This is a genomic window from Okeania sp. KiyG1, assembly GCF_014132355.1.
In the GTDB taxonomy this organism is placed as follows: Bacteria; Cyanobacteriota; Cyanobacteriia; order Cyanobacteriales; family Microcoleaceae; genus Okeania.
The window spans coordinates 31399-52686 of sequence record NZ_BLZO01000011.1; the positions used below are offsets into that span (position 1 = coordinate 31399).

Genomic DNA, 21288 nt, shown 5'->3' on the forward strand with positions numbered 1-21288 from the left:
AAGTTAAGTAATTGGGTAAGCTTGTGACACAAGAAACAAGCTTGAAAGGGTTTTTATATAAAATATCTAAGATGCTCCCTAAATTATCTTTTCCACCTTATTTAATTGAAGGGGGAATAGTGAAAATGAAGATAATGGGAGACAAATATATGTCTCGTAAATTAATTTATTTGTATTTCTCTTCCCAAAGTTAATTACCACATTTATTTTGTGCCTCCCTCAACTTAATTACCTGGCTTTGCAAATATTTAGAATATTGGCAAGGTAAATTTGTGATGAAAAATATACTGAAAAATACATCTCTAATTATATTAGATAAGTGGCTTTTATTTGGGTCAATATTATTGTTTCTATCTCTAGTCTTTGGTTTATTCATTAGGATAGTTGGTGTTGTTCAGTTTTCTATTTTGTCTGGCGATCAAATACGAGATGCTTATGCAACTATGGAAATTTGGCAAGGGAAATTTCCAACTCTTGGACCCCACTCAGCTTGGAAATTTCTTTGGGGAGATTTTGTTTACCTGCCTCCCCTCTACTTTTATTTAGTCTTTCCTTTCACTATTTTAAGTAGTCAATTATCAATTCAAGCTCTTCCTAACGCATTTTTCACCTTTCTAAGTATTCCTTTACTTGTTGCAGTAATCTACCAACTATTAGAAGGAATAGAGACTTCAAAAAGATTTTTTATCGCTAGTTTAATTGGCTTTTGGTATAGTGTTTTGGTTAGAAATATGGGGATGAACTCTAGCGAGAGTCTAGCAGGTAATCCTGGTTCTATTCCATTTTTTATTCTTCTCTTTATTTGGCTTTATAACTATCAATTAAGTTCACCAAAAAAGTATACTAATTCTGTTTTGTCTTGGATTGGATATGGCATAGTCTTAGCTATTCTAGTAAGCTTACATTTCTCTGCTCTTTTTGTAATGCCAGTAGTTTTTATAATTAGCTGTATCTATTGGTTTTTCAAAAATAATAGAAACCCGAAGTGCTTAGTATTATGTTTATATGCTGTGTTGTCTTCTATTATAACTTTATTACCATATTGGATAGGCGAAGTACAACGTAACTGGATAAATACAATCGGAATTATTTCCCTTGTTAGGAATGTAAGTAGCGATAAAGAATATTCGTTAAATTTGTTGGAAAGAGTAATAGTTATCATCAAATCCTACTTCAGTCTAGGGAACGACATTTACTTTATGGCTGATTCTAGAAGACTATTAATGTTTTCTATTTTGTCAGTTACTTTTCTAAGTCTTATTCTGTTAGTTGGATTACTTAAATTTAGAGGTAATAAGAATATTTACCTGATTGTATTGGCAACTTCAATTCTATTTTTTATTGCGTATTCATCTGCGGATCAAGAAAAAACCTATAACCCTGTATTTTACAAATTACTAATATATTGTTTGCCTTTATTTTTGACAGCAGTGAGTATAGCTTATTTGAATATATCTAAACCATTAGAAAAAATAATTTTAATTATTATCGTACTTGCATTGTGTTTTTCTATCCTCAATAATCTGAGACTAAGTATTAACTACATCAACAGCCACATCGGTAAGAATCAAATACTAGCAACTAATACCATCGCAGAAGTTCTTGATACCCTTCCAGAAAGGTCAACATTTTGTCATCCAAAAGGATTATCTAAAAATTTACGCCTCTATCAATATACAGACCTGTATGTAACAGCAAAAAACTTAAAATTCTCAGAGAATTGCACTGCTGGTGATTATTATATGTCTGGTAAGTTTGGCTTAAATCCAAGTACTTTTAAGGTTTACCCTTCTAAGAAAATGAAGAAGACTGTGAATGACAAAACAATGAAAATAATCAAAGAAGGTAGCACTTACTATCTCTATCAAATTAATTAAATGGGGATATAGATGGGTGCATCTCATAGTTTACAAAAATACTTTTTTCTTATATATTCCCTGTTGCCTATTGCCTAAAAGCAATAATTTTTTGGCTTTATTCTTGCATTGAGATGCACCCATATAGGTTGTTGTTACTGTGATGAGTAATTATGATTTATAGAAAAGTTAATTATCCTAAATAATAACCAATAAAATTGATTAGAGGTGCTACTGTTAACTCTATATTACTTGGATTTAATATGCTTGTAAAAGAAGAAAAAGTACAACTTTCCATAGTTGTTCCTTGTTATAATGAAGAACCAAATATTGACTATTTATTTGAACGGTTAATATCAGTCTTAGATCCTCTAGAAATGACTTATGAAATAGTCTGTGTAAATGACGGTAGTAAAGATAATACTCTCAAGTTATTAGTAGAATATCATCAACGTAATCCTGCAATTAAAGTAGTCAACTTTTCTCGTAACTTTGGTAAAGAAATTGCTCTGACAGCAGGGATTGACTATACAACAGGAGATGCAGTTATACCCATAGATGCAGATTTACAAGACCCACCAGAATTAATTGGAGAACTTATAGCTAAGTGGCGAGAGGGATATGATGTGGTCTACGCAACTAGGCGATCGCGACAAGGGGAGAGTTGGGTCAAAAAATTTACAGCTCAAAGTTTCTACAGGATAATTCAGGGGCTAACTTCTGTAAAAATTCCACCGGATACTGGGGACTTTAGGTTAATGGATCGAAAAGTTGTAGAAGCTCTCAAACAATTACCTGAAACTAACCGTTTTATGAAAGGTTTATTTTCGTGGGTAGGTTATCAACAAACTTCAATATTATATGACCGAGATCCTCGTTTCAAAGGTCAAACAAAATGGAATTATTGGAAGCTTTGGAATTTTGCAATTGAAGGTATTACTGCTTTTAGTTCTAAACCTCTCAAAATTTGGAGTTATATTGGCGTATTAATTTCTTTAATTTCGTTTATTTATGCTGGGTTTTTAGTTATTAGGACTTTGATATTAGGAACTGATGTTCCTGGTTATGCTTCATTAATCGTAGCTATTTTATTTTTAGGTGGTATGCAGTTATTATCTCTCGGAATTTTGGGTGAATATTTAGGTCGCATTCACTATGAGGTGAAGAGAAGACCTCTTTATTTAGTCAGGGAAAGTTATGGATTTAAAAATCAGATTACTAGGAGTGAATAGTCTCTAACTTTTTGTTATTAAATCAAGGATACTAAAGCAGTAATTTTGGGGTCGGAGTAGAGATTTAATGTTCAATTTTAAAACTGGTATTTTTATCCTGACAATTATTTGTATAATTGCCACGGGAATAACAGCTTATTTATTAGGTGGTTTGGCTCCAGAACAAGTTCAAACTTGGCTAGAAAGAGCAGGTATTTGGGCACCAATAATCTATATAGTTATTTATACAATAGCAACTATTTTAGTGTTGCCTTCCACAGCACTTAATTTGGCTGGAGGCGCAATTTTTGGACCGTGGATAGGCACATTATGGACAAGTTTAGCAGCTATAATTGCGGCAATTATCGCATTTTATTACTCTCGTACTATAGGTAGAGAATGGATTTCTCAAAAGTTGGCTGGACGATGGCAGGCAATGGATGCTGAAATGCGTCAGGGAGGATTATTTTATATGTTTGCCATTCGTTTATTGCCAATTATTCCTTATGGTTTAGTAAATTTTGCTGCTGGTTTAACATCTGTTAGTTTTAAAGATTATCTATTAGGTACTATCTTGGGAACTGTACCTGGTGTTTTGCCTTTTGTAATGTTAGGAAGTTCTGGTTTAACAGCATTAAAAACGGGTGAAGTTTTACCTTTAATTGGAGCATTAAGTCTCATTGCAATGTTAGTAGGAGGTGCAACTTGGTATCGTCGCCGTCGTAGTTTGCCAAAGAAAGTTATAGAAGAAATTAATAAGTCATCTTCATCAGATTTTTCTAATGATTAAATTACTGTTTGTTAATCTCCAAAAATAACCAGATGACAAAAAAAATTTTAATAATTATTAATTCTTTCAATATATAAATACATTAGCGTCCGCTGCTATATTTATTAGATGTGAAACCCTGTGCTTAGACGACAATAACTTTACTTTTTAGTTTTGACTTTTTTGTTCCAACCAAGCCAAACCAGCAGCAAAAGTTTCAGCTAAAACACTAATCAATCGATAAAATGCAACAGCACTTAAAACAATACCAGAAGAAAATTTATGCTCTAGTAAAGCTAAAGCAGTTGCTTCAAATACTCCAACACCTCCAGGCGCTCCTGGCACAACTAAACCTAATAACCACGCTAAACTAAACGCACTAAATATTAATAAAACGTGATTCAATTCAACAGAATTGAAAGCTAATATAGTGAATAAAAATCCAGAACCTCGAATCAATACAAAACAAATTTCTCCCAGAAAAGGCTTGATTAAATAGCGCTCTAATTTTAATTCAGTAGCTGGCTCTAAATCAGATTTGCTGACTTTTAATTTGATTTTAACTAAATATTTAATTACTGGATTTAAAATTCGTGGATGAAGACTAAAAATAACTATGCCAAAACACAGAACTTGCAAAAATAAACTCTCTTGAGTAGAACCAACTAAAGCGACAGCTAAAGCTGCAGCCGCCATTAAAAGTGGTTCTATTAAAACACTTAAAATTGCAGTTTCAACAGGTACTCCTACTTTTTTTGTTGCATTAATTCGACCATAAAAATGCCAGATATTTCCAGGCAAATACTTAGCAATATTTGTCAGTAGATATACTCTAATTGCCCACCGCAAATTAACTTTTTTATGAAACTCTTTAATAATCCAAAACCAGACTACTCCTGACCAGACATGAGCCATTGTTGTGAGGATCAAAGCAGCTCCTAAACTTACCCACCCAGAATAACTAATCCTAATTTCTAGCACTTGTTCCCAGTTGTCTTTGAGAGTTTTAGCTAGAAAAAATAGAGTTAATCCTAAAATAATCCACCGCAGATAAGGTTTAATGGCCGACAAAACTTTTTTCATAAAGTACAAAAATAACTCGGTTGATAAATGTTAACTCTTTGCCTTTCGTCTCTAAACTGTGTAAGTATTCAGCCTAATCATTTTTTATCTAACTTAGGAATTAGCAATAATATATTTGCAGTACCAATAATTTCCTCTGATTCAATTGTAAATTTTTCTGCAAATACAGACTTAAAAATTTTCATATCTCCCCCGTAATAGATAAACCATATACGCGAGTCTTTAGGAGGTAAACTTTCAACCCAATTTTTTAAATGGACTGGAAGATTTGATTTATCTGTTTTTTCCCTCTGATCGACATATATAGGTGCAGAACCTCGATAATAGTAAGCTAGAGGAAAAGAGCCGCCATTGATAGGGAAAGAATTAGCATGATTTGTAGAGTACATAATTATGTCACCTTCTCTATCTTGACTTTCAATCAATTGTGCTGCTGGTCTGTAGTGGTCTAATGCTCCCGTATATCGCTTTGAGGTTGTATAATAAGTTACTAAACCAAAACTAACAGCCAACATATATATTACAGCCAGCATGACTCCAATTATTTTTTGCCAATCCAAAATCTTAAAAAAGCCAATTGCCACCAGTAATATAAAGTATGGCTGAGAAATGATTAGGTAACGACTATTCCAGATCGAGTAGAATACATTAGAAAAAACAAAAATAGATGCAGCAGGTATAATTCCCCATGAAGCTAACCATACAACTTCCTGAGTACGAGGTTTTTTAATAATTGCAGCCAGAATAACTATAACAACAATTAAAGCTACAACTTGAATCAATAATTGTGTATAAGGTGGTGGTGGTGGGTGAGCAAACACAGTCATTATTCTTAGCTCTCGAAAGATTTCTTTCACACCAGGAATTGGTAAAGTCACTCGGTGTGAACCTGAATAATTTTTCACAGAAATAGCTACAGGAATACTAGCAAGGATTATTGTTAAATATAGAACTAGATAACTGATTAATCTGGAAATTTTAAACTTAAACTTAAGCCATAAAATCAGAATATCTGGTACCAAAAAGGCTGCATTTAAAGGTGTAGTGTAACAGGATAAAATTCTACCTACAACCCATATGAATCGTGGAAGTTTTTTATCTGGTTGCTTCAGAGAATGTGCCAGACCAAGACAGCCACAAAGCCCAAGGCAAACACCCATTGTATAGTATCTAATTTCTTGAGCATGATTGATAAATAGTGGAGAAATAGTTAGTAAAAATGCGGCAAGAAGACCAATTTTTTTACTAAAAAAGTCATTACCTAATCTATAAATTAGATATACAGATAATATTGCAAAAATAATAGCTGGCACTCTCAACCATACTTCATTATCAGAAATGTTAATCCATGGATTTAAAAGAGCATAGTAGAGTAGCCTACCCTTATTAAAAGCCATTCGCATACCATCCCTAATACTGAAAAATTCATCTATCCATAGACCTCGGAAATTTATTCTGTAAAAGTATAAACAACAGGCTAAAAGAAGAATCAATAAAATAGGAAACCATTCCTTTTTTTTGATAGCGTCAATCAACCTCTGAAAAGCACTTAACATAAACTATCTTTCCTGGCTGCAAAAATTAGGTTATATAATTTATTAAAAAGTATGTTACTTTTGTCCTGTAGAAGCCCTCACCAACTGATTAATGCTGTTAGTATATATACTTGATAGTGATAAGTAGGTAGGCATGAAAAATCTTAGCTATATTAAGATTTGTATACTGACTCCAAGCTCCTCCAAAAAGTTGAGTTTAGAGGTTTTTTACATTCTTATTTAGATAGCAACAAATTTTAACACCAACTTACTTAGATTTAAATTAAACTTTATAAAACAATAGGATAATTAATAATGAGTAACCACCTATCTACTCCAGAGATGGAGCTACATAAAAGCGCCCCTACTCAACTAGATTTATCTATAGTTACACCTATTTATAATGAAGTCGATAGTATTCCTCAACTATTAGAAAAAATTTCTACTACTTTAATAGAAAATCAACTTACTTACGAAATTATCTGTGTAGATGATGGTTCTCAGGATGGTTCGACAAAACTACTAACAGAATTAGCTGAAAAACGTACAGATTTAAAAGCAGTAATTCTCCGCCGAAATTATGGACAAACGGCAGCTATGGCAGCAGGGTTTAAGTATGCTATGGGCAAAGTAATTGTTACTTTGGATGGAGATTTACAAAACGATCCAGCTGACATTCCACTATTATTATCTAAGCTTGATGAAGGTTATGATTTAGTGAGTGGGTGGCGAAAAAATAGGCAGGATGACGCTGTTACACGACTACTTCCTTCTAAAATTGCTAATTGGATAATTGGTAAAGTTACAGGGGTAAATTTACATGATTATGGTTGTTCCTTAAAAGCTTATCGTTTGGAATTAATTACTGATATGAATCTCTATGGTGAATTACATAGATTTTTACCAGCTTTAGCTTTTATTGAAGGGGCAAGAATTGCAGAAATGCCTGTAAAACATTATGCTCGTCGCTATGGTCAAAGTAAGTATGGTCTAGGGCGAACTTTTCGAGTTGTGATGGATTTATTAACAGTATTTTTTATGAAAAAATTCCTCACTAGACCGATGCACGTTTTTGGAATGTTGGGTTTGATTTCTGGGGGCTTAGGTTTACTTTTTGGCATTTATTTAACGATTCTGAAATTAGGCTTTAATGAAGAGATTGGCGATCGCCCTCTACTAATTTTAGTTGTTGTCTTATTACTTGCAGGTTTACAATTATTTAGTTTTGGTTTATTGGCAGAATTACTGATGCGAACTTATCACGAATCTCAAGAACGACCTATTTATCGAGTTAGAGAAATTGTTGGTAAAAATTAACAGAAGAAGGAAGAAGGCATCCCCCCTTGCCCCCCCTTTGAAAGGGGGGGAGGAAGAAGGGAGAAGGCGTTTAGGTGTTGCTGAATAAATGTATGAAATTCAATTAGTGGTAAATGTTCACCCAAAATAATAGTAGGGGCGGGTTCCGCGTTAAGTTAATGGTGTTACAAATTATTCAGATGAACCCGCCCCCGTCCCAATAATCTAATGCGGGGAGGATGTCAATGAAAAACTCTTTTCTACCTTCTGACTCCTGTACGGGCGAATGCCATTCGCCCCTACTGACTCCTTATCTAAATTACTACAGATTATTGATAAGTGGGAAAATCAATATATCCTTCTTTATCAAATGAATACCAAATTTTCACATCAGCAGGTGGATTAAGAGGCCAATTATTAGCAAAACGTTCTACTAAATCTGGATTACTAATAAAAGGTCGCCCAAAAGCAATTAAGTCGGCATTTCCAGCTTGAATTGCTGTTTCAGCAGTTTCTTGAGTATATCCGCAATTTCCGATAAGAGTGCTGGTAAACACCTCTCTAAATTCAGCCAAAGTCATCGGTTCACCTAATTCGTGAGAACCAAAAGCTAAACCATCCATAACGTGAAGATAAGTTAACCCATAATTATTTAACTGTTGCGCAACATAAATAAAAGTTTCCCGAAAATCTGGCGAACCCATATCGTTAAAATTACCATTAGGACTAATTCTTGCCCCAACTCTATTAGCAGGCCAAACAGTTAAAATAGACTCTACAATTTCTTTGAGAAACTGAAATCTGTTTTCCAGACTGCCACCATAGCGATCGCTCCGATGATTGGTTTTTGACTGTAGAAATTCGTCAATCAAATAGCCATTTGCTCCGTGAATTTCTACTCCATCAAAACCAGCAGACTTTGCACGTTCGGCAGCTAAACGATAATCTTCTACAATTGCTGGAATCTCTTCTGTTTCTAGAGCGCGAGGGGTTTCTAATGGTTGTTTGCCAATGGGAGTATGAATATATTCTTGATTCAGTCTAATAGCAGAGGGCGCTACTGGCAATTGACCATTTTCGTGAAAGCTACTATGAGAAGCTCGTCCACAGTGCCAAAATTGAAGAAATATAGGAGTTCCTTTGCTATGGACAGCATCTACAACTTGTTTCCAAGCTTCTGTCTGTTCGTCTGAGTAAATACCTGGAGAATTGACCCAGCCATTAGCTTGTTTGGAAATGACAGTTGCCTCTGAAATGATTAAACCTGCCCCAGCTCGTTGGCCATAATATTCGGCCATCATAGCATTGGGCATTCGTTCTGTGCCTGCTCGCGATCTAGTCATTGGAGCCATGACAACTCGGTTTTTTAGGGTTAAATCTCCCATTATTAAGGGAGTTAGTAGAGTTTGTGAATCTGTTTGAGTAGTCATGTTTTTAATTGACCAGTTTCTAGGATGATAATTTGATATTTATCTGTTTATTTTACCTGGAATTAATAATAGATTTAATTTCTCAAAAAATCATAATTTTGAGCGATATTTAACTATCTATAGCTATAGGTTTAGAATTAAATAATTTTGCTTAGTCAATAGCAAGATTATGTAAGCATTCAGCATTCAGCAGTCAGGTATCAGTTTGATTAGAGCTTGAATTAGTATGAGTTAAAAAGTCAAAAAGGAAAGGTGCCGAAATATCAAAAGCTTAAAATTCAGACAAGGTAATATTTTCTTCTCTCCTAGATAACTAAAGTCTTCTTCTTCCTTCTTCCTTCTTCCTTCTTCCTTCTTCCTTCTGAATTGCTATTTTTTTTAACAATTCCCGATTAATTTTACCCTGAGAATTACGAGGTAAATTTTCAACTTTAACCCAAGATTTAGGTTGTTTAAATTTACTCAATTTTCCATTAATAGCACCCTGAAAGTTTTCTATAGAAATCTCTAATTCATCAGCAACATAAACAGCAGTCACAATTTCACCCCAATATTTATCGGGTAAACCTATTACACAGACATCAGTAACTAATCCAGTTGCTAAAATAGCTGCTTCTACTTCTGCCGGAAAAACATTTTCTCCACCAGTAATAATTTTTTGACTACGACGACCTACTATATTTAAGCAACCTTGATTATCCAAACATCCTAAATCATCCGTCACAAAACTTTCAGAAGGATTAAATAAGTTGGGATAATATCCTAATGCTAAAGAATGAGATTTGATGTTAAGAATCCCAATTTTATTTTTGCCTAAAATCTCCCCATTTTCACTTTTAATCATAATTTCTGCGTGGGGTAAAATTTGACCGTTGCTATTATTTCCTGTCAAAAAATCTTCCGGTTTAAGAGTAGCAACTTGAGCAGCAGTTTCAGTCATTCCGTAAGTAGGTGCTAATCTAATCTGATATTTTCTGGCTAGATCAAATAATTCTTGCCAAGCAGGTGCGCCACCTAAAAGCACTGTCTGAAAATTAGATAACCAGTTTGCTGTTTCTGAATTTTGTATGAGCTTTTGTAACTGAGTTGGTACTAGAGAAATAAAAAATTTATTGGGATTAATATTCCATTCCTTTTTGTCGAAAATTTCTTTATATGATGGCAAAATTACTAAATTTCCTCCAGTAGTAAAGGAGCGCATGAATTGCATTAAACCACTGACGTGATATAAGGGTAAAATACAAAATGAGTTAATTTGTTGTACTTGGAAATATTTTTGGAAACCTTCCACTGATGATAGTAATGTTTCCCATGTGTGAATGGTAAATTTAACTTTTCCAGATGAGCCACCAGTAGGAATCATAATCAAATTTTTGGAAAAAATTCCTTGGTATTATTATTAGTATGGATTGGTTTTATAGAGATGCTATTTTGAGGAGATACATCATTTTTGTATATATCTGCTCCTAGAAAATTTTCGTCGGGAGTATTTCCAAAAATTATGTCTGGTTGTACTAATTCTAATACTTGTTCCCATTCTTGTTTACCCCAATTTGGATTACATAGAAAGACTTGAAAACCAGTAGCAACAGCAGCAATGAAACTTGTAATAAATTCTGTTGATTTTGATTCTGATATAAATATCTTTGGTGTAGATTCTGAATGAAATTTTTCGCTCAAGTAATCAAACTTTTTTACTAATGGAATAGATATCAATACTTTTATTACCAATCAGTAAATCACTATTTGTGCTTAGATAGTTAAAAATTTGGTTCATAAATTGTCTTGTCATATTTTCTCTTGTTCATTAAATCAATGGGGAATTACAAAACCAAAGGCGCGATTTTTGAGTAGATTTGATTGTAATTCTGTCGCGAGTCGTAGTGCTGATTTTCTACCAATTTTTGTTTCAAATACTAAATGGAATAAAGAGGGCGGGTTTTGAGAACTAGATGCTCTTACCTCAAGGATTTTGGTTAAACCCGCCCCTACTTATTACCAATTAGTAAATCACTATTTGTACTCAGATAGTTAAAAATTTGGTTCATAAACTGTCTTGCCATATTTCTTTTTGTTCATCAAACCAATGGGTAATTTCAGTTATAAGTTATCAGTTATCAACTATCAGTACCTCTGCAATAAGGAGGCTACGAAAATACGGAATTATCTTTTCTCTTGGTCGATTAGATATGGCGAGGAAACCCGCTCTTGACAGAGCCGCTCCGAAGATCGCCATCTCTCGACAGCTTTTTATCCCCTTAAAATGGGATACTTTAGACCACGATTTTTCGGTAATTCCAAAACCAAAGGTACGATTTTTGAGTAGATTTGTTGTAAGCATTTCCTAGGTCATGCTGCGCAGGAAATGCTTACCTAAATTCGCGCATTCGCGCATTAGAATAAATACCCTAACTATTTGTAGCAAACATTTATCAATTTGGTATAATTTATTGATTCTTTCAAAAGCTGAATGATAATAGCTGAATTATTACGATTATTTCAAAAGCTAATCGCTGAATACTTACTGCCATATTTTTTCTTGTTCATCAAACCAATGGGTAATTCCAAAACCAAAAGCACGATTTTTAAGTATATTTGGTTGTAATTCTGTCGCGAGTCGTAGTGCTGATTTTCTACCAACTTTTGTTTCAAATACTGAAGAGAAAACTATATCAATAGTATGATTTTGACAAAAATTACGGAGTTGCGAAGGTGAACCAAAAATAGCAGGTTTAATCGAAAATATTCCTCGCCAACCCTGTTGATAATATTGTTGCATTTTACTGAAGTTAGCCACAGATTCATCTAAAGCAATAGGGGTCGAGTGTTGATGACTTAATTTCAACATTTCCTCAAATTTATCAACAGGTAAAGGTTGTTCTATAAATTCAATTAAATTGAAATTTTCAGATATTTTTAACCATTGTTTTGCCTCCTCAAAAGTTAATCCACCATTAGCATCTAATCTGAGATTTGCTTCTGTAGGAAGTGCTTTAGCTAACTGCTGAAAAATTTGTAGTTCCGTTTGAATTTTACTAACTCCTATCTTCCATTTAAAAGTACGATATCCTTCTTGCCATAGTGGCTGCCAAACTTCTAGAGCTGACTCTCCTTCTGGTAATAAAGCACTGTAAAAATTAGAGCTTTTTAATTCTTCTTTCTTATCTATTTCTCTTTCCCTCAGATTTTCCCAAGCTGATTCAAAACCAAACTTACAAGCAGGTAAATTTTCAGGAATAGATAAAATTGTTTCTACTGTAATTTCTGTTGGTAAGTGGTGACAAAAATCTAAAGCTTCCGACAAAGTTTCAGAGTCAAACCAACTCAAAGGAGCAATTTCACCTAACCCTATTTTCCCAGTTTCGCTAGTTAGTTGTAAAATTATTCCTTCTCTAACATCCCAGATACCATGACTGGTTTTGAGGGGTTGTTTGAAGTTCCTTTTGTAGAGGGAAAATTTTAGTTGGTACTGCATAATTTTTGGGGGAGGTGTTCTTAGAAAAATTTTATCTCTTTGCCTTTTCATTGCAAGGTAAGGAGAGATTTTATAGCAGTGTTCATTAAATTAGGCTACATCTATAAAAGTTGTCTATCAAAGTTGATAGTACATAATTTTTAGGGAAGGTTTTTTTTGAAATTAACCTCTTTGCCTTTTTATTGCAAAGTAAGGATAAAATATTGTAAGTATTTCCTGCGGAATGCTGCGCAAACAGCTATTAGCGGTCAGCTTTTAGCTGTTTCATAGATAATGTATATACACTGCTAAGGTCAAGGTCAGTTTTTTTCCAATACTTTATAATTATCCTTGAATTTTTTAATATTAATTCCTGCTCTCAAGGCAATGAATTAATAGCTGATAGCTTATAACGTAGTTCCGACCATAGGAGGCTAGCTGAAGGCTGAATGGTTACAAAATATTTTCATGTATATGACACTGATAGTAGTACTTATATAAAAATAGTAGACTTGCAAAGGTAGGCTAAAAATCTCGCTCAATATAGTAGTACTTATATAGAAATAGTAGACTTGCAAAGGTAGGCTAAAAATCTCGCTCAATTACGATACTGGCAACTTACTAATATTAATCGTGATAGAAAAGTAAGTCTTCAAGAATACTGAAAAGTTGTCAAAGTATATGTTGATAATTTTTCTAATTCACGATAAATTTAGGAATCCCATGTTACCGAATAATTAAGGTTTAAAGCCTCTATTTTAAAGGAGCAACAAGAAAAAAATTTCCCTAACGCGTCAATTCTCTTCTTTTCAAGAAGAGGTAATTATTAATTATTAATTATTAATTGTTTAATTTATAGCTTCTATGAAATTTAGCTCTGTTTGAACTACTTCTTTTTCCTTCCTTCTAGCAAAAAAATTATCAGAATTTCAATCCATTTTTGAGGATTTTCCCAATGAATATTATGACCAGATTCAGGAATTATTTTCAGATTAGCAACCGGAGATAATTTTGTCATTTCTGTATTAATAGCTTTAAATTTATCATCAAATTCTCCCACCATTAATAAAGTAGGAATCTGATAATTTGATAATTTATCCCAGAGAGAAGGTTGATTGCCTGTTCCCATATTTCGGAGAGACTTTGCTAATTCTAAAGGGTTATTTTCTAACCGTCTTTCTATGACTTTCTCAAAATTATTATTTTGCCTCAAAGATTTAAATAATCCTTGACTATACCAATTAGATAAAAATTCTTGAAAATTACTATTTTCTAACTTATCAGCTAACCTTAAATCTGATTCACAACGGAGCGATCGCTCAACTTCAGTCTTTAATCCTGGCGACGCTGATTCTAATATTAACTTATTAAATCTAGTGGAAAAATTAATTGCCATATATAAAGCTAATCTGCCACCCATTGAATAACCAAATAAATAACAATTATCAATTTTCAACTCATCCAATAAATGAATCAATGCTATAGCAGTATTTTCCATATCGTAATACTCATCACCGCCAGTAACTATAGTTTTCCCATGTCCAGGTAAGTCAACTGTTAGACAACAAAAATATTCACATAATTGGGGAATCAAATCGACAAAATCATTACTACTTCCCATAAATCCATGTAGTAATAGAATAACAGGCTTATTAATTTTACCTGTTAAATAATAGTGGAGTTGATAATAACGAGATATTTCTGTCAATTTTGTCAAAAAACCCTATATTCAGAAATAAAAGTGATTTGGACTACTGAAATAAAATATATTGAAGAATGTTTATAGAAAGAAGAAATAGCTTATAACGTCGCCAATTAGTAGAGAAATTAAAACAATAAATATCATTGAAGTACTGAATTTAGATTTTATAGTGATAAGTCTACCTTTCCTTAAATTATGGTGGTATGTTTGCCACCATAATTCTCAATTACTTACTCAGACTTAACAAACTTCAGCGCAGCAGAATTCAAACAATATCGCAATCCAGTTGGTGGAGGACCATCAGGGAAAACGTGACCGAGATGAGCATCACAATTACTACAAAGAATTTCTGTTCTTCGCATAAATAAACTCCAGTCAGCTTCTTCTTTGATATTTTCCTGATTAATCGGTGCCCAATAACTCGGCCAACCTGTGCCAGAATCATATTTCTCTTCGGAACTAAATAAGTCAGCACCACAACAAACACATTTGTATATTCCTTTTTCTTTATTGTTGTGATATTCCCCTGTAAATGGTCTTTCAGTTCCCTTTTTTCTAGTTACATTGAACTGTTCTGGTGTGAGTTGTTCTTTCCATTCTTTTTCACTTTTTTGAACTTTACTAACCATACTTTTAATATTCCTATTCACAGATTATTTTTGAGCACAAAACCTAATTTTTAAGTGCTATAGATTGTCATGCTTTACTAATTGTAACATATTGTTAAGCAGTCTGAGGATTATCTTTTTACTTGGGCAGAAAATTATATATAGCGTTTCCCAAGGTTAAGAATTGTCCCAAGATTGTTCTGCCCAACTATGCGCCTAAAATACGCTCCTTTTTGAGTGTGAAGAGCTGAAAACCAGGCACTGCAATTCGACCCCAAAAAGGCACTTACCTTTATCTGTAAATACTTTTAGATTTAATCAGCAAGCCCTAATTATTAATTATTAATTATTAATTATTAATTATTAATTATTAATTATTAATTGTTCCTCATATCTCATGTTTAAATCATAAATCCCAAACCAAATAATAATCCACTAAAAAAATGTAGATAAACAGCAATAAATTTGCAGTTACTAACTTTTTCTGGTTGGTCGTGATAATTGCCAACATGGCGACATAACTGAATAGCAAATGGTAAACCACCAAAACTTAACAGAGTCCAAACTGGGAAAATTCCTAAACCTAAACAGATAGAAATGAGTACAAAAACAATTCCACAAGACCAACTTAATAATTGAGAACCTACTTTAGTTCCCATTCTCACAATAGGCGATCGCTTCCCTGCTGCTAAGTCATCTTTTACTTGGTGAAAGTGAGAACAAAAGAGAATAAGAGTAGTAGTAATTCCAATAATTATTGATGCGGTCAAACTTATCATTGACCAACTTTTAGTTTGACTATAATAAGCAGCAGAAATTGCCAAAGGACCGAAAGCAAAAAAACAGAGAATTTCTCCTAAGCCTTGATATCCTAATCTAAAAGGAGGACCTTGATAAATATATCCCAAAAAACAGCACAACAATATTAATCCAATCACCGTTAAATCTTTTTGCCACCAACTAATTCCTAAAACACCTGAAATTCCCAACAGTAAAAACAAATTACCCAGGACAAACATCAAAGATTTATTTCCTGTCAAATTTACTAAAGAATGATGTTTATTTTTATCGATACCTGTTTCTGAATCAAATACATCATTACTAATATTTTCCCAGGCTAAAATGAAAATTGCTGATGTAATAAATGTTGAAAAAATCGACCAATTAATCGAATTTTTTTCCCAGAAAGCTATTGCAGTTCCCACCCATATAGGCATAATAGCTACACTATACATAGGTGGTTTGATGGCAGCTAGCCATAATTTTTTCTGAGATTGATTTATTGTTTGAAATGTCATCTTAATTTGATAATTAATTTTGAGATTTTGGTAATAGTTATGTAAGCATTCAGCTATCAGCTTTATTCCTTTTAGTGGACAATTTAAGCTCGTTATTCTTGTGCTTCAATTCTTTGTTTAAAAATGTACTAGAAGTTAAGCAAGTGCTTGCTTCATTCATTAAAAAGCTGAATGCGTTCCCATTTCGCACCGAAGAACTGACTGCTAATAGTTGTTTGCGCAGCAGTCCGCAGGAAATGCTTACATAGTTATGGAGGTTGATTTTTATAGTTTAATGAGTTGTGACCAACTTCTCAATCCTAACTCTAGATAATAATAAACATACTTTTGATAAACATACTTCAGAAATATTTTTCCCTCACAACAATTAGACATCTCTTAACACTTTAATTTCCGAGTTATGCAGAAAACTTAACAAAAAATAATGTAATTTATTTTTCCTTTACATTTGATTTAATTTGGCCTTTCTAGTTATTCTGAATAATTCTCTATGACCTACACAGCAGTTTTCGGAGTGGTTGTGCAAAATCTCTTGTAATTAGGCAATAGCTCTAGAAAAGGTAAGAGTTTAGACTTTTTATCTATTTTGAGATTTTTGACAAAAAATGGTTAAGTAGGTAGGTCATTTCAGTTATCAGTTATCAGTACCGACTGCCGTTTGCACAGCATGACCTAGGAAAGTATGAGGTAAGAAAATAGTGAAGTTTACTTTTTTCATCCCCTTGAAAGAGGAGACTATTGACCCTATTTATTGGTCAAATTAAGACTTTATAGAGAATCTTTATTAAAGAAGAAATTAAACAATTTCTTTCACTCAACCTCAATACCTGTCTTTTTGTTTGATATTTATTTATACCTACTTACTGAGGACTGCTATTATATCTTAAATACTATAAAACCAAACTTAAAGCTCTTGGTAATAGCCTGGTGCTAACGATATGTAAAAGTCTCAAAAAGAGAACAGGAAAGAGAAACGCAAAAAAAAGGAGGGAAAAAGATTTAATTTTGACCATAACTATGGGGTCTAATATAAATAAAGGTGATAATTTTAATTAAAACTAGGGGATAAATTGGGCCATTTTTAGGAATTGAACAGCCCAACCAATGAATCTCTTAATATTCAATATTCAGTAAAAATTTCCGATTCTTTTTTTCATGCCTGCAATACCCACTTCTGTTAATCTATTTCAAAGCTGCCAGGACCTGCATCAGTTTCTGTTAAATTGTCAACAGACATTAACGGAACAGGTGCAGAAAAAAGTCATTAGTATTTCTGTGGAAATATTACCAGTAGATCCCCTAGCAGTATTGCAGGAAATTTGTAAACCCCATCAACTACATTTTTATCTAGAAAAACAAGTTATTGGAAAAACAAATACTGAAAAAAATACCTTAGCGATCGCTGCTGTAGATGCTGCTACCCACTTTACTGTTAAGAGTGGGAACCGTTTCTCACAAGCTCGATCTTTTATTCAGTCATGTCTTAATAATACAATTGTTTTAGGTGCAACACATTTACCATTTTCAGGTCCTCACTTTTTTTGTAGTTTTACTTTCTTTGAACAAGATTCCCAAATCAATCTACATATTTCTCAAAATGCTAATTATCAAGAAGAACTATCTATAAATTCTCACTTTCCTTCAGCCACTATATTTTTGCCACGGTGGCAAATAACTCAGAAAAATAATCGCTATATACTTGTTATTAATACAGTTCTCACTACATCCATAGATATTCAAAATATTTCCCAGATAATTTGGCAGAAATACCAGCAAATTACTCAAATAAATAATACTTCTTTATCAAGTTTAATCAAGCCTCACGGAAATCTTCGGAAAATTAATCCCAATCATTTACAGGACTTTAAAAAATCAGTAGCTTCCGCTCTAGATTTGATTAACTCAAATTATTTAAAAAAATAGTTTTAGCCCACGCCATAGACATATATTCTCAAACCCCTGTTAACTTAATTCAGTCTTTAAATAATTTACGATTCATTTATCCAGACTGCTATGTATTTTCTACCAGTAATGGCAAAGGTCAAAACTTCATAGGTGCAAGTCCGGAAAGGTTAATTAGTATTAATAATAACCAATTAATTACAGACGCTTTAGCAGGTTCAGCACCTAGAGGTAAAACCTCCACTCAAGACGTCAAATTAGCCAAGAATTTATTATGCAGTGAAAAAGATTTACGAGAACATAAATTTGTCATAGATTTTATTATTAAACATCTCCAAGATTTAGGATTAAATCCTCATTATCCATCTCAACCCCATCTACTACAATTGTCAAATATTCAGCATTTATGGACACCAATTACAGCAGAAATTTCCCAAAATATTCATATATTAGAAATCCTAGCAGAGCTACATCCCACCCCAGCAGTAGCAGGAGTTCCGAGAGATACTGCTCAACAACAAATACATAATTTTGAAACTTTCGAGCGATCGCTTTATGCAGCACCTATAGGTTGGATAGACTATCAAGGAAATGGGGAATTTGTCGTGGGTATTAGGTCAGCATTAATAGACGGAGACCGCACCAGACTTTTTGCAGGTGCAGGCATAGTTGTTGGTTCAAAACCAGACAAAGAATTAGCAGAAGTTCAACTAAAACTTCAGACTTTATTAAAAGCTTTAGTTTAAGTAAAGTAGGGAACAGTGTTCAACAATGAATAATGAATAATGAATAATGAATAATGAATAATGAATAATTACTTTTCCTTGAAAATAAGAGGATTAACTAAAAGGAATTTTTTTATTTTTCTCCTTTAAAGGAGAGACTTTAAACCTTAATTATTCGGTAAAAGCTTTTCTCTGTCTCAGGTTCATTATCAATCTCTGTCCTAACCAACTCTTTCCTTGCTATAAATACAACCATTCTATTTATTTAACAAGTCATACTATGAACAATTTATTTGATAATTTGGCAAATCAAGATAGTGGTATTAGTGACAATTATGGTTTACTTAATAACGATGATTTATCCTCAACCCCGGATGATATAAATCAAGACTTAAACCAGAATTTGACCGATAGTTTCCATCAGCAACAACAATTCCACTATCAAAATTCAAGTATGGGTTTAGGGGAAAATCCAGACTTTGCTAAAAATCACTTTTCATCCGATAATTTGGCAAATCAAGATAGTGGTATTAGTGACAACTCTGGTTTACTTAATAACGACGACTTATCCTCAAGTTCGGATGACATAAATCAAGATTTAAAGCAGAATTTGACCGATGGTTTCCATCAACAACAACAGTTCGACTATCAAAATTTCAATGTTCAACAATTAATAATGAATAATAAATAATTACTTTTCCTTGAAAATAAGAGGATTGACTAAAAGGAAATTTTTTCTTTTTCTCCTTTAAAGGAGAGGCTTTAAACCTTAATTATTAGGTAAAAGCTTTTCTCTGTCTCAGGTTCATTATCAATCTCTGTCTTAACCAACTCTTTCTTTGCTATAAATATAACTATTCTATTTATTTAGTAAGTCATACTATGAACAATTTATTTGATAATTTGGCAAATCAAGATAGCAGTATTAGTGATAATTCTGGTTTACTTAATAACGATGACTTATCCTCAACTCTGGATGAGATAAATCAAGATTTAAACCAGAATTTGACTGATAGTTTCCATCAGCAACAGCAGTTCGACTATCAAAATTTCAATATGGGTTTAGAGGAAAATCCAGACTTTGCTCAAAATCACTTTTCATCCGATAATTTGGCAAATCAAGATAGTGGTATTAGTGACAACTCTGGTTTACTTAATAACGATGACTTATCCTCAACTCTGGATGAGATAAATCAAGATTTAAACCAGAATTTGACTGATAGTTTCCATCAGCAACAGCAGTTCGACTATCAAAATTTCAATATGGGTTTAGAGGAAAATCCAGACTTTGCTCAAAATCACTTTTCATCCGATAATTTGGCAAATCAAGATAGTGGTATTAGTGACAACTCTGGTTTACTTAATAACGATGACTTATCCTCAACTCTGGATGAGATAAATCAAGATTTAAACCAGAATTTGACTGATAGTTTCCATCAGCAACAGCAGTTCGACTATCAAAATTTCAATATGGGTTTAGAGGAAAATCCAGACTTTGCTCAAAATCACTTTTCATCCGATAATTTGGCAAATCAAGATAGTGGTATTAGTGACAACTCTGGTTTACTTAATAACGACGACTTATCCTCAACTCTGGATGAGATAAATCAAGATTTAAACCAGAATTTGACTGATAGTTTCCATCAGCAACAGCAGTTCGACTATCAAAATTTCAATATGGGTTTAGAGGAAAATCCAGACTTTGCTCAAAATCACTTTTCATCCGATAATTTCCATCAAAAGCAGCAATTTGAACATCAAGATTTTGGTACAGATTTTTCTGGAGTAAATTCTGAATCTCCATTGCCAGAAATTTCTAACTTTCAGCAAGAGGAAAATAATTTAAGTTTAAGTTCTCATACTTTTGAAAGTCACAATATTGGTTTATCTAGTCATCGTTTGGAATTTAATTCATCCTCCGATCAATATCCTTACGCAACTATAGATAATTCAGGTGATATTTACTTACATACAGCTAAATATCATTATCATAAGGCAGGTTATTTAAAAGGTCGTGCAGTTTATAATTCTGGTTATAATTATCTAGGATATGCAGGTACAGATGGTAAAGTTTATGATAATCATAATCATGCTGTTGGTTGGGTAGATAATAATGGCAATGTCTATAATGAAGGAGGAATTCAGGTTTCCCATACTAATAAAGGAGTGGTTGGTGCTGCTGCCTATTTATTATGTTCTTATTATGGAGGAGCAAATTAATTTTTGGGAAGGAAGAAGGAAGAAGGAAGAAGGAAAAAAATAACTTAATTCAACCTCAAATATTTATGGAGTTTGGAGGGTTTGGAGACCAAACCTCTACGTTTCCAATTTAATACCAAATTCAAAAAAGGCAGTTACATCTTAATTTGTGATTTATTCCTAAAAGAAAAATTATAAATTCCATAAATTCTAAAATTTC

At 33.0% G+C, this 21288-nt stretch carries 17 protein-coding genes; 8 read left to right on the forward strand and 9 right to left on the reverse strand.

Annotation, left to right across the window (positions count from 1 at the left end):
- Positions 1-275 precede the first annotated feature (275 nt).
- The 3 genes from SAGCYANO_RS00865 to SAGCYANO_RS00875 all read left to right on the forward strand — a co-directional run bounded on the left by SAGCYANO_RS00865 (position 276) and on the right by SAGCYANO_RS00875 (position 3857).
- Positions 276-1877: a hypothetical protein gene (locus SAGCYANO_RS00865; RefSeq protein ID WP_237395479.1), complete on the forward strand. Its 1602-nt coding sequence runs from the start codon at positions 276-278 to the stop codon at positions 1875-1877.
- 242 nt (positions 1878-2119) lie between these two features.
- A complete protein-coding gene (locus SAGCYANO_RS00870) occupies positions 2120-3088 on the forward strand; it encodes a glycosyltransferase family 2 protein (RefSeq protein ID WP_202218368.1) in 969 nt (322 codons plus the stop codon).
- A 67-nt stretch (positions 3089-3155) separates the two neighbouring features.
- The gene (locus SAGCYANO_RS00875; RefSeq protein WP_202218369.1) at positions 3156-3857 is read left to right on the forward strand and encodes a TVP38/TMEM64 family protein; all 702 of its coding nucleotides are present in this window, start codon (positions 3156-3158) and stop codon (positions 3855-3857) included.
- A 147-nt stretch (positions 3858-4004) separates the two neighbouring features.
- Here SAGCYANO_RS00875 and SAGCYANO_RS00880 read toward each other — a convergent pair whose 3' ends face one another.
- A complete protein-coding gene (locus tag SAGCYANO_RS00880; protein ID WP_202218370.1) occupies positions 4005-4919 on the reverse strand; it encodes a lysylphosphatidylglycerol synthase domain-containing protein in 915 nt (304 codons plus the stop codon).
- Positions 4920-4996: 77 nt separating this feature from the next.
- Entirely contained in the window at positions 4997-6316 is a 1320-nt protein-coding gene (locus tag SAGCYANO_RS00885) for a glycosyltransferase family 39 protein (protein ID WP_237395481.1), read from the reverse strand.
- A gap of 453 nt (positions 6317-6769) precedes the next feature.
- Between SAGCYANO_RS00885 and SAGCYANO_RS00890 the strand changes: the two genes are divergently transcribed.
- Positions 6770-7771, forward strand: a complete 1002-nt coding sequence (locus tag SAGCYANO_RS00890) for a glycosyltransferase family 2 protein (RefSeq protein WP_202218372.1) — start codon at positions 6770-6772, stop codon at positions 7769-7771.
- Positions 7772-8079: 308 nt separating this feature from the next.
- Here the strand turns inward: SAGCYANO_RS00890 and SAGCYANO_RS00895 are convergent, their stop codons facing one another.
- The 7 genes from SAGCYANO_RS00895 to menA all read right to left on the reverse strand — a co-directional run bounded on the left by SAGCYANO_RS00895 (position 8080) and on the right by menA (position 16242).
- A complete protein-coding gene (locus SAGCYANO_RS00895) occupies positions 8080-9180 on the reverse strand; it encodes an alkene reductase (protein ID WP_202218373.1) in 1101 nt (366 codons plus the stop codon).
- Between the two features lie 313 nt (positions 9181-9493).
- Positions 9494-10543 carry a 2-succinylbenzoate--CoA ligase gene (locus SAGCYANO_RS00900; RefSeq protein ID WP_202218441.1) on the reverse strand — a complete coding sequence of 350 codons (1050 nt, stop codon included), beginning with the start codon at positions 10541-10543 and terminating at the stop codon, positions 9494-9496.
- Positions 10544-10545: 2 nt separating this feature from the next.
- Positions 10546-10896: a hypothetical protein gene (locus SAGCYANO_RS00905; RefSeq protein WP_202218374.1), complete on the reverse strand. Its 351-nt coding sequence runs from the start codon at positions 10894-10896 to the stop codon at positions 10546-10548.
- A gap of 805 nt (positions 10897-11701) precedes the next feature.
- A complete protein-coding gene (locus SAGCYANO_RS00915) occupies positions 11702-12655 on the reverse strand; it encodes an o-succinylbenzoate synthase (RefSeq protein ID WP_202218376.1) in 954 nt (317 codons plus the stop codon).
- Between the two features lie 865 nt (positions 12656-13520).
- A complete protein-coding gene (gene menH, locus SAGCYANO_RS00920) occupies positions 13521-14342 on the reverse strand; it encodes a 2-succinyl-6-hydroxy-2,4-cyclohexadiene-1-carboxylate synthase (protein ID WP_237395484.1) in 822 nt (273 codons plus the stop codon).
- A gap of 224 nt (positions 14343-14566) precedes the next feature.
- On the reverse strand, positions 14567-14965 hold the full coding sequence (msrB, locus tag SAGCYANO_RS00925) for a peptide-methionine (R)-S-oxide reductase MsrB (protein WP_202218377.1): 399 nt from the start codon (positions 14963-14965) through the stop codon (positions 14567-14569).
- Between the two features lie 380 nt (positions 14966-15345).
- Positions 15346-16242 (reverse strand): 2-carboxy-1,4-naphthoquinone phytyltransferase, encoded by an 897-nt coding sequence (gene menA, locus SAGCYANO_RS00930; protein WP_202218378.1) that lies wholly within the window; start codon positions 16240-16242, stop codon positions 15346-15348.
- A 1155-nt stretch (positions 16243-17397) separates the two neighbouring features.
- Between menA and SAGCYANO_RS48910 the strand changes: the two genes are divergently transcribed.
- The 4 genes from SAGCYANO_RS48910 to SAGCYANO_RS00945 all read left to right on the forward strand — a co-directional run bounded on the left by SAGCYANO_RS48910 (position 17398) and on the right by SAGCYANO_RS00945 (position 21089).
- Positions 17398-18165, forward strand: a complete 768-nt coding sequence (locus SAGCYANO_RS48910; protein WP_307785787.1) for a hypothetical protein — start codon at positions 17398-17400, stop codon at positions 18163-18165.
- Positions 18166-18212: 47 nt separating this feature from the next.
- Positions 18213-18890: an isochorismate synthase gene (locus SAGCYANO_RS48915; protein ID WP_307785793.1), complete on the forward strand. Its 678-nt coding sequence runs from the start codon at positions 18213-18215 to the stop codon at positions 18888-18890.
- 259 nt (positions 18891-19149) lie between these two features.
- Complete coding sequence (locus SAGCYANO_RS00940; protein ID WP_202218379.1) at positions 19150-19560, forward strand: hypothetical protein; 411 nt, start codon at positions 19150-19152, stop codon at positions 19558-19560.
- A 191-nt stretch (positions 19561-19751) separates the two neighbouring features.
- Positions 19752-21089 (forward strand): hypothetical protein, encoded by a 1338-nt coding sequence (locus SAGCYANO_RS00945; RefSeq protein WP_202218380.1) that lies wholly within the window; start codon positions 19752-19754, stop codon positions 21087-21089.
- The last annotated feature ends 199 nt before the right edge of the window (positions 21090-21288 follow it).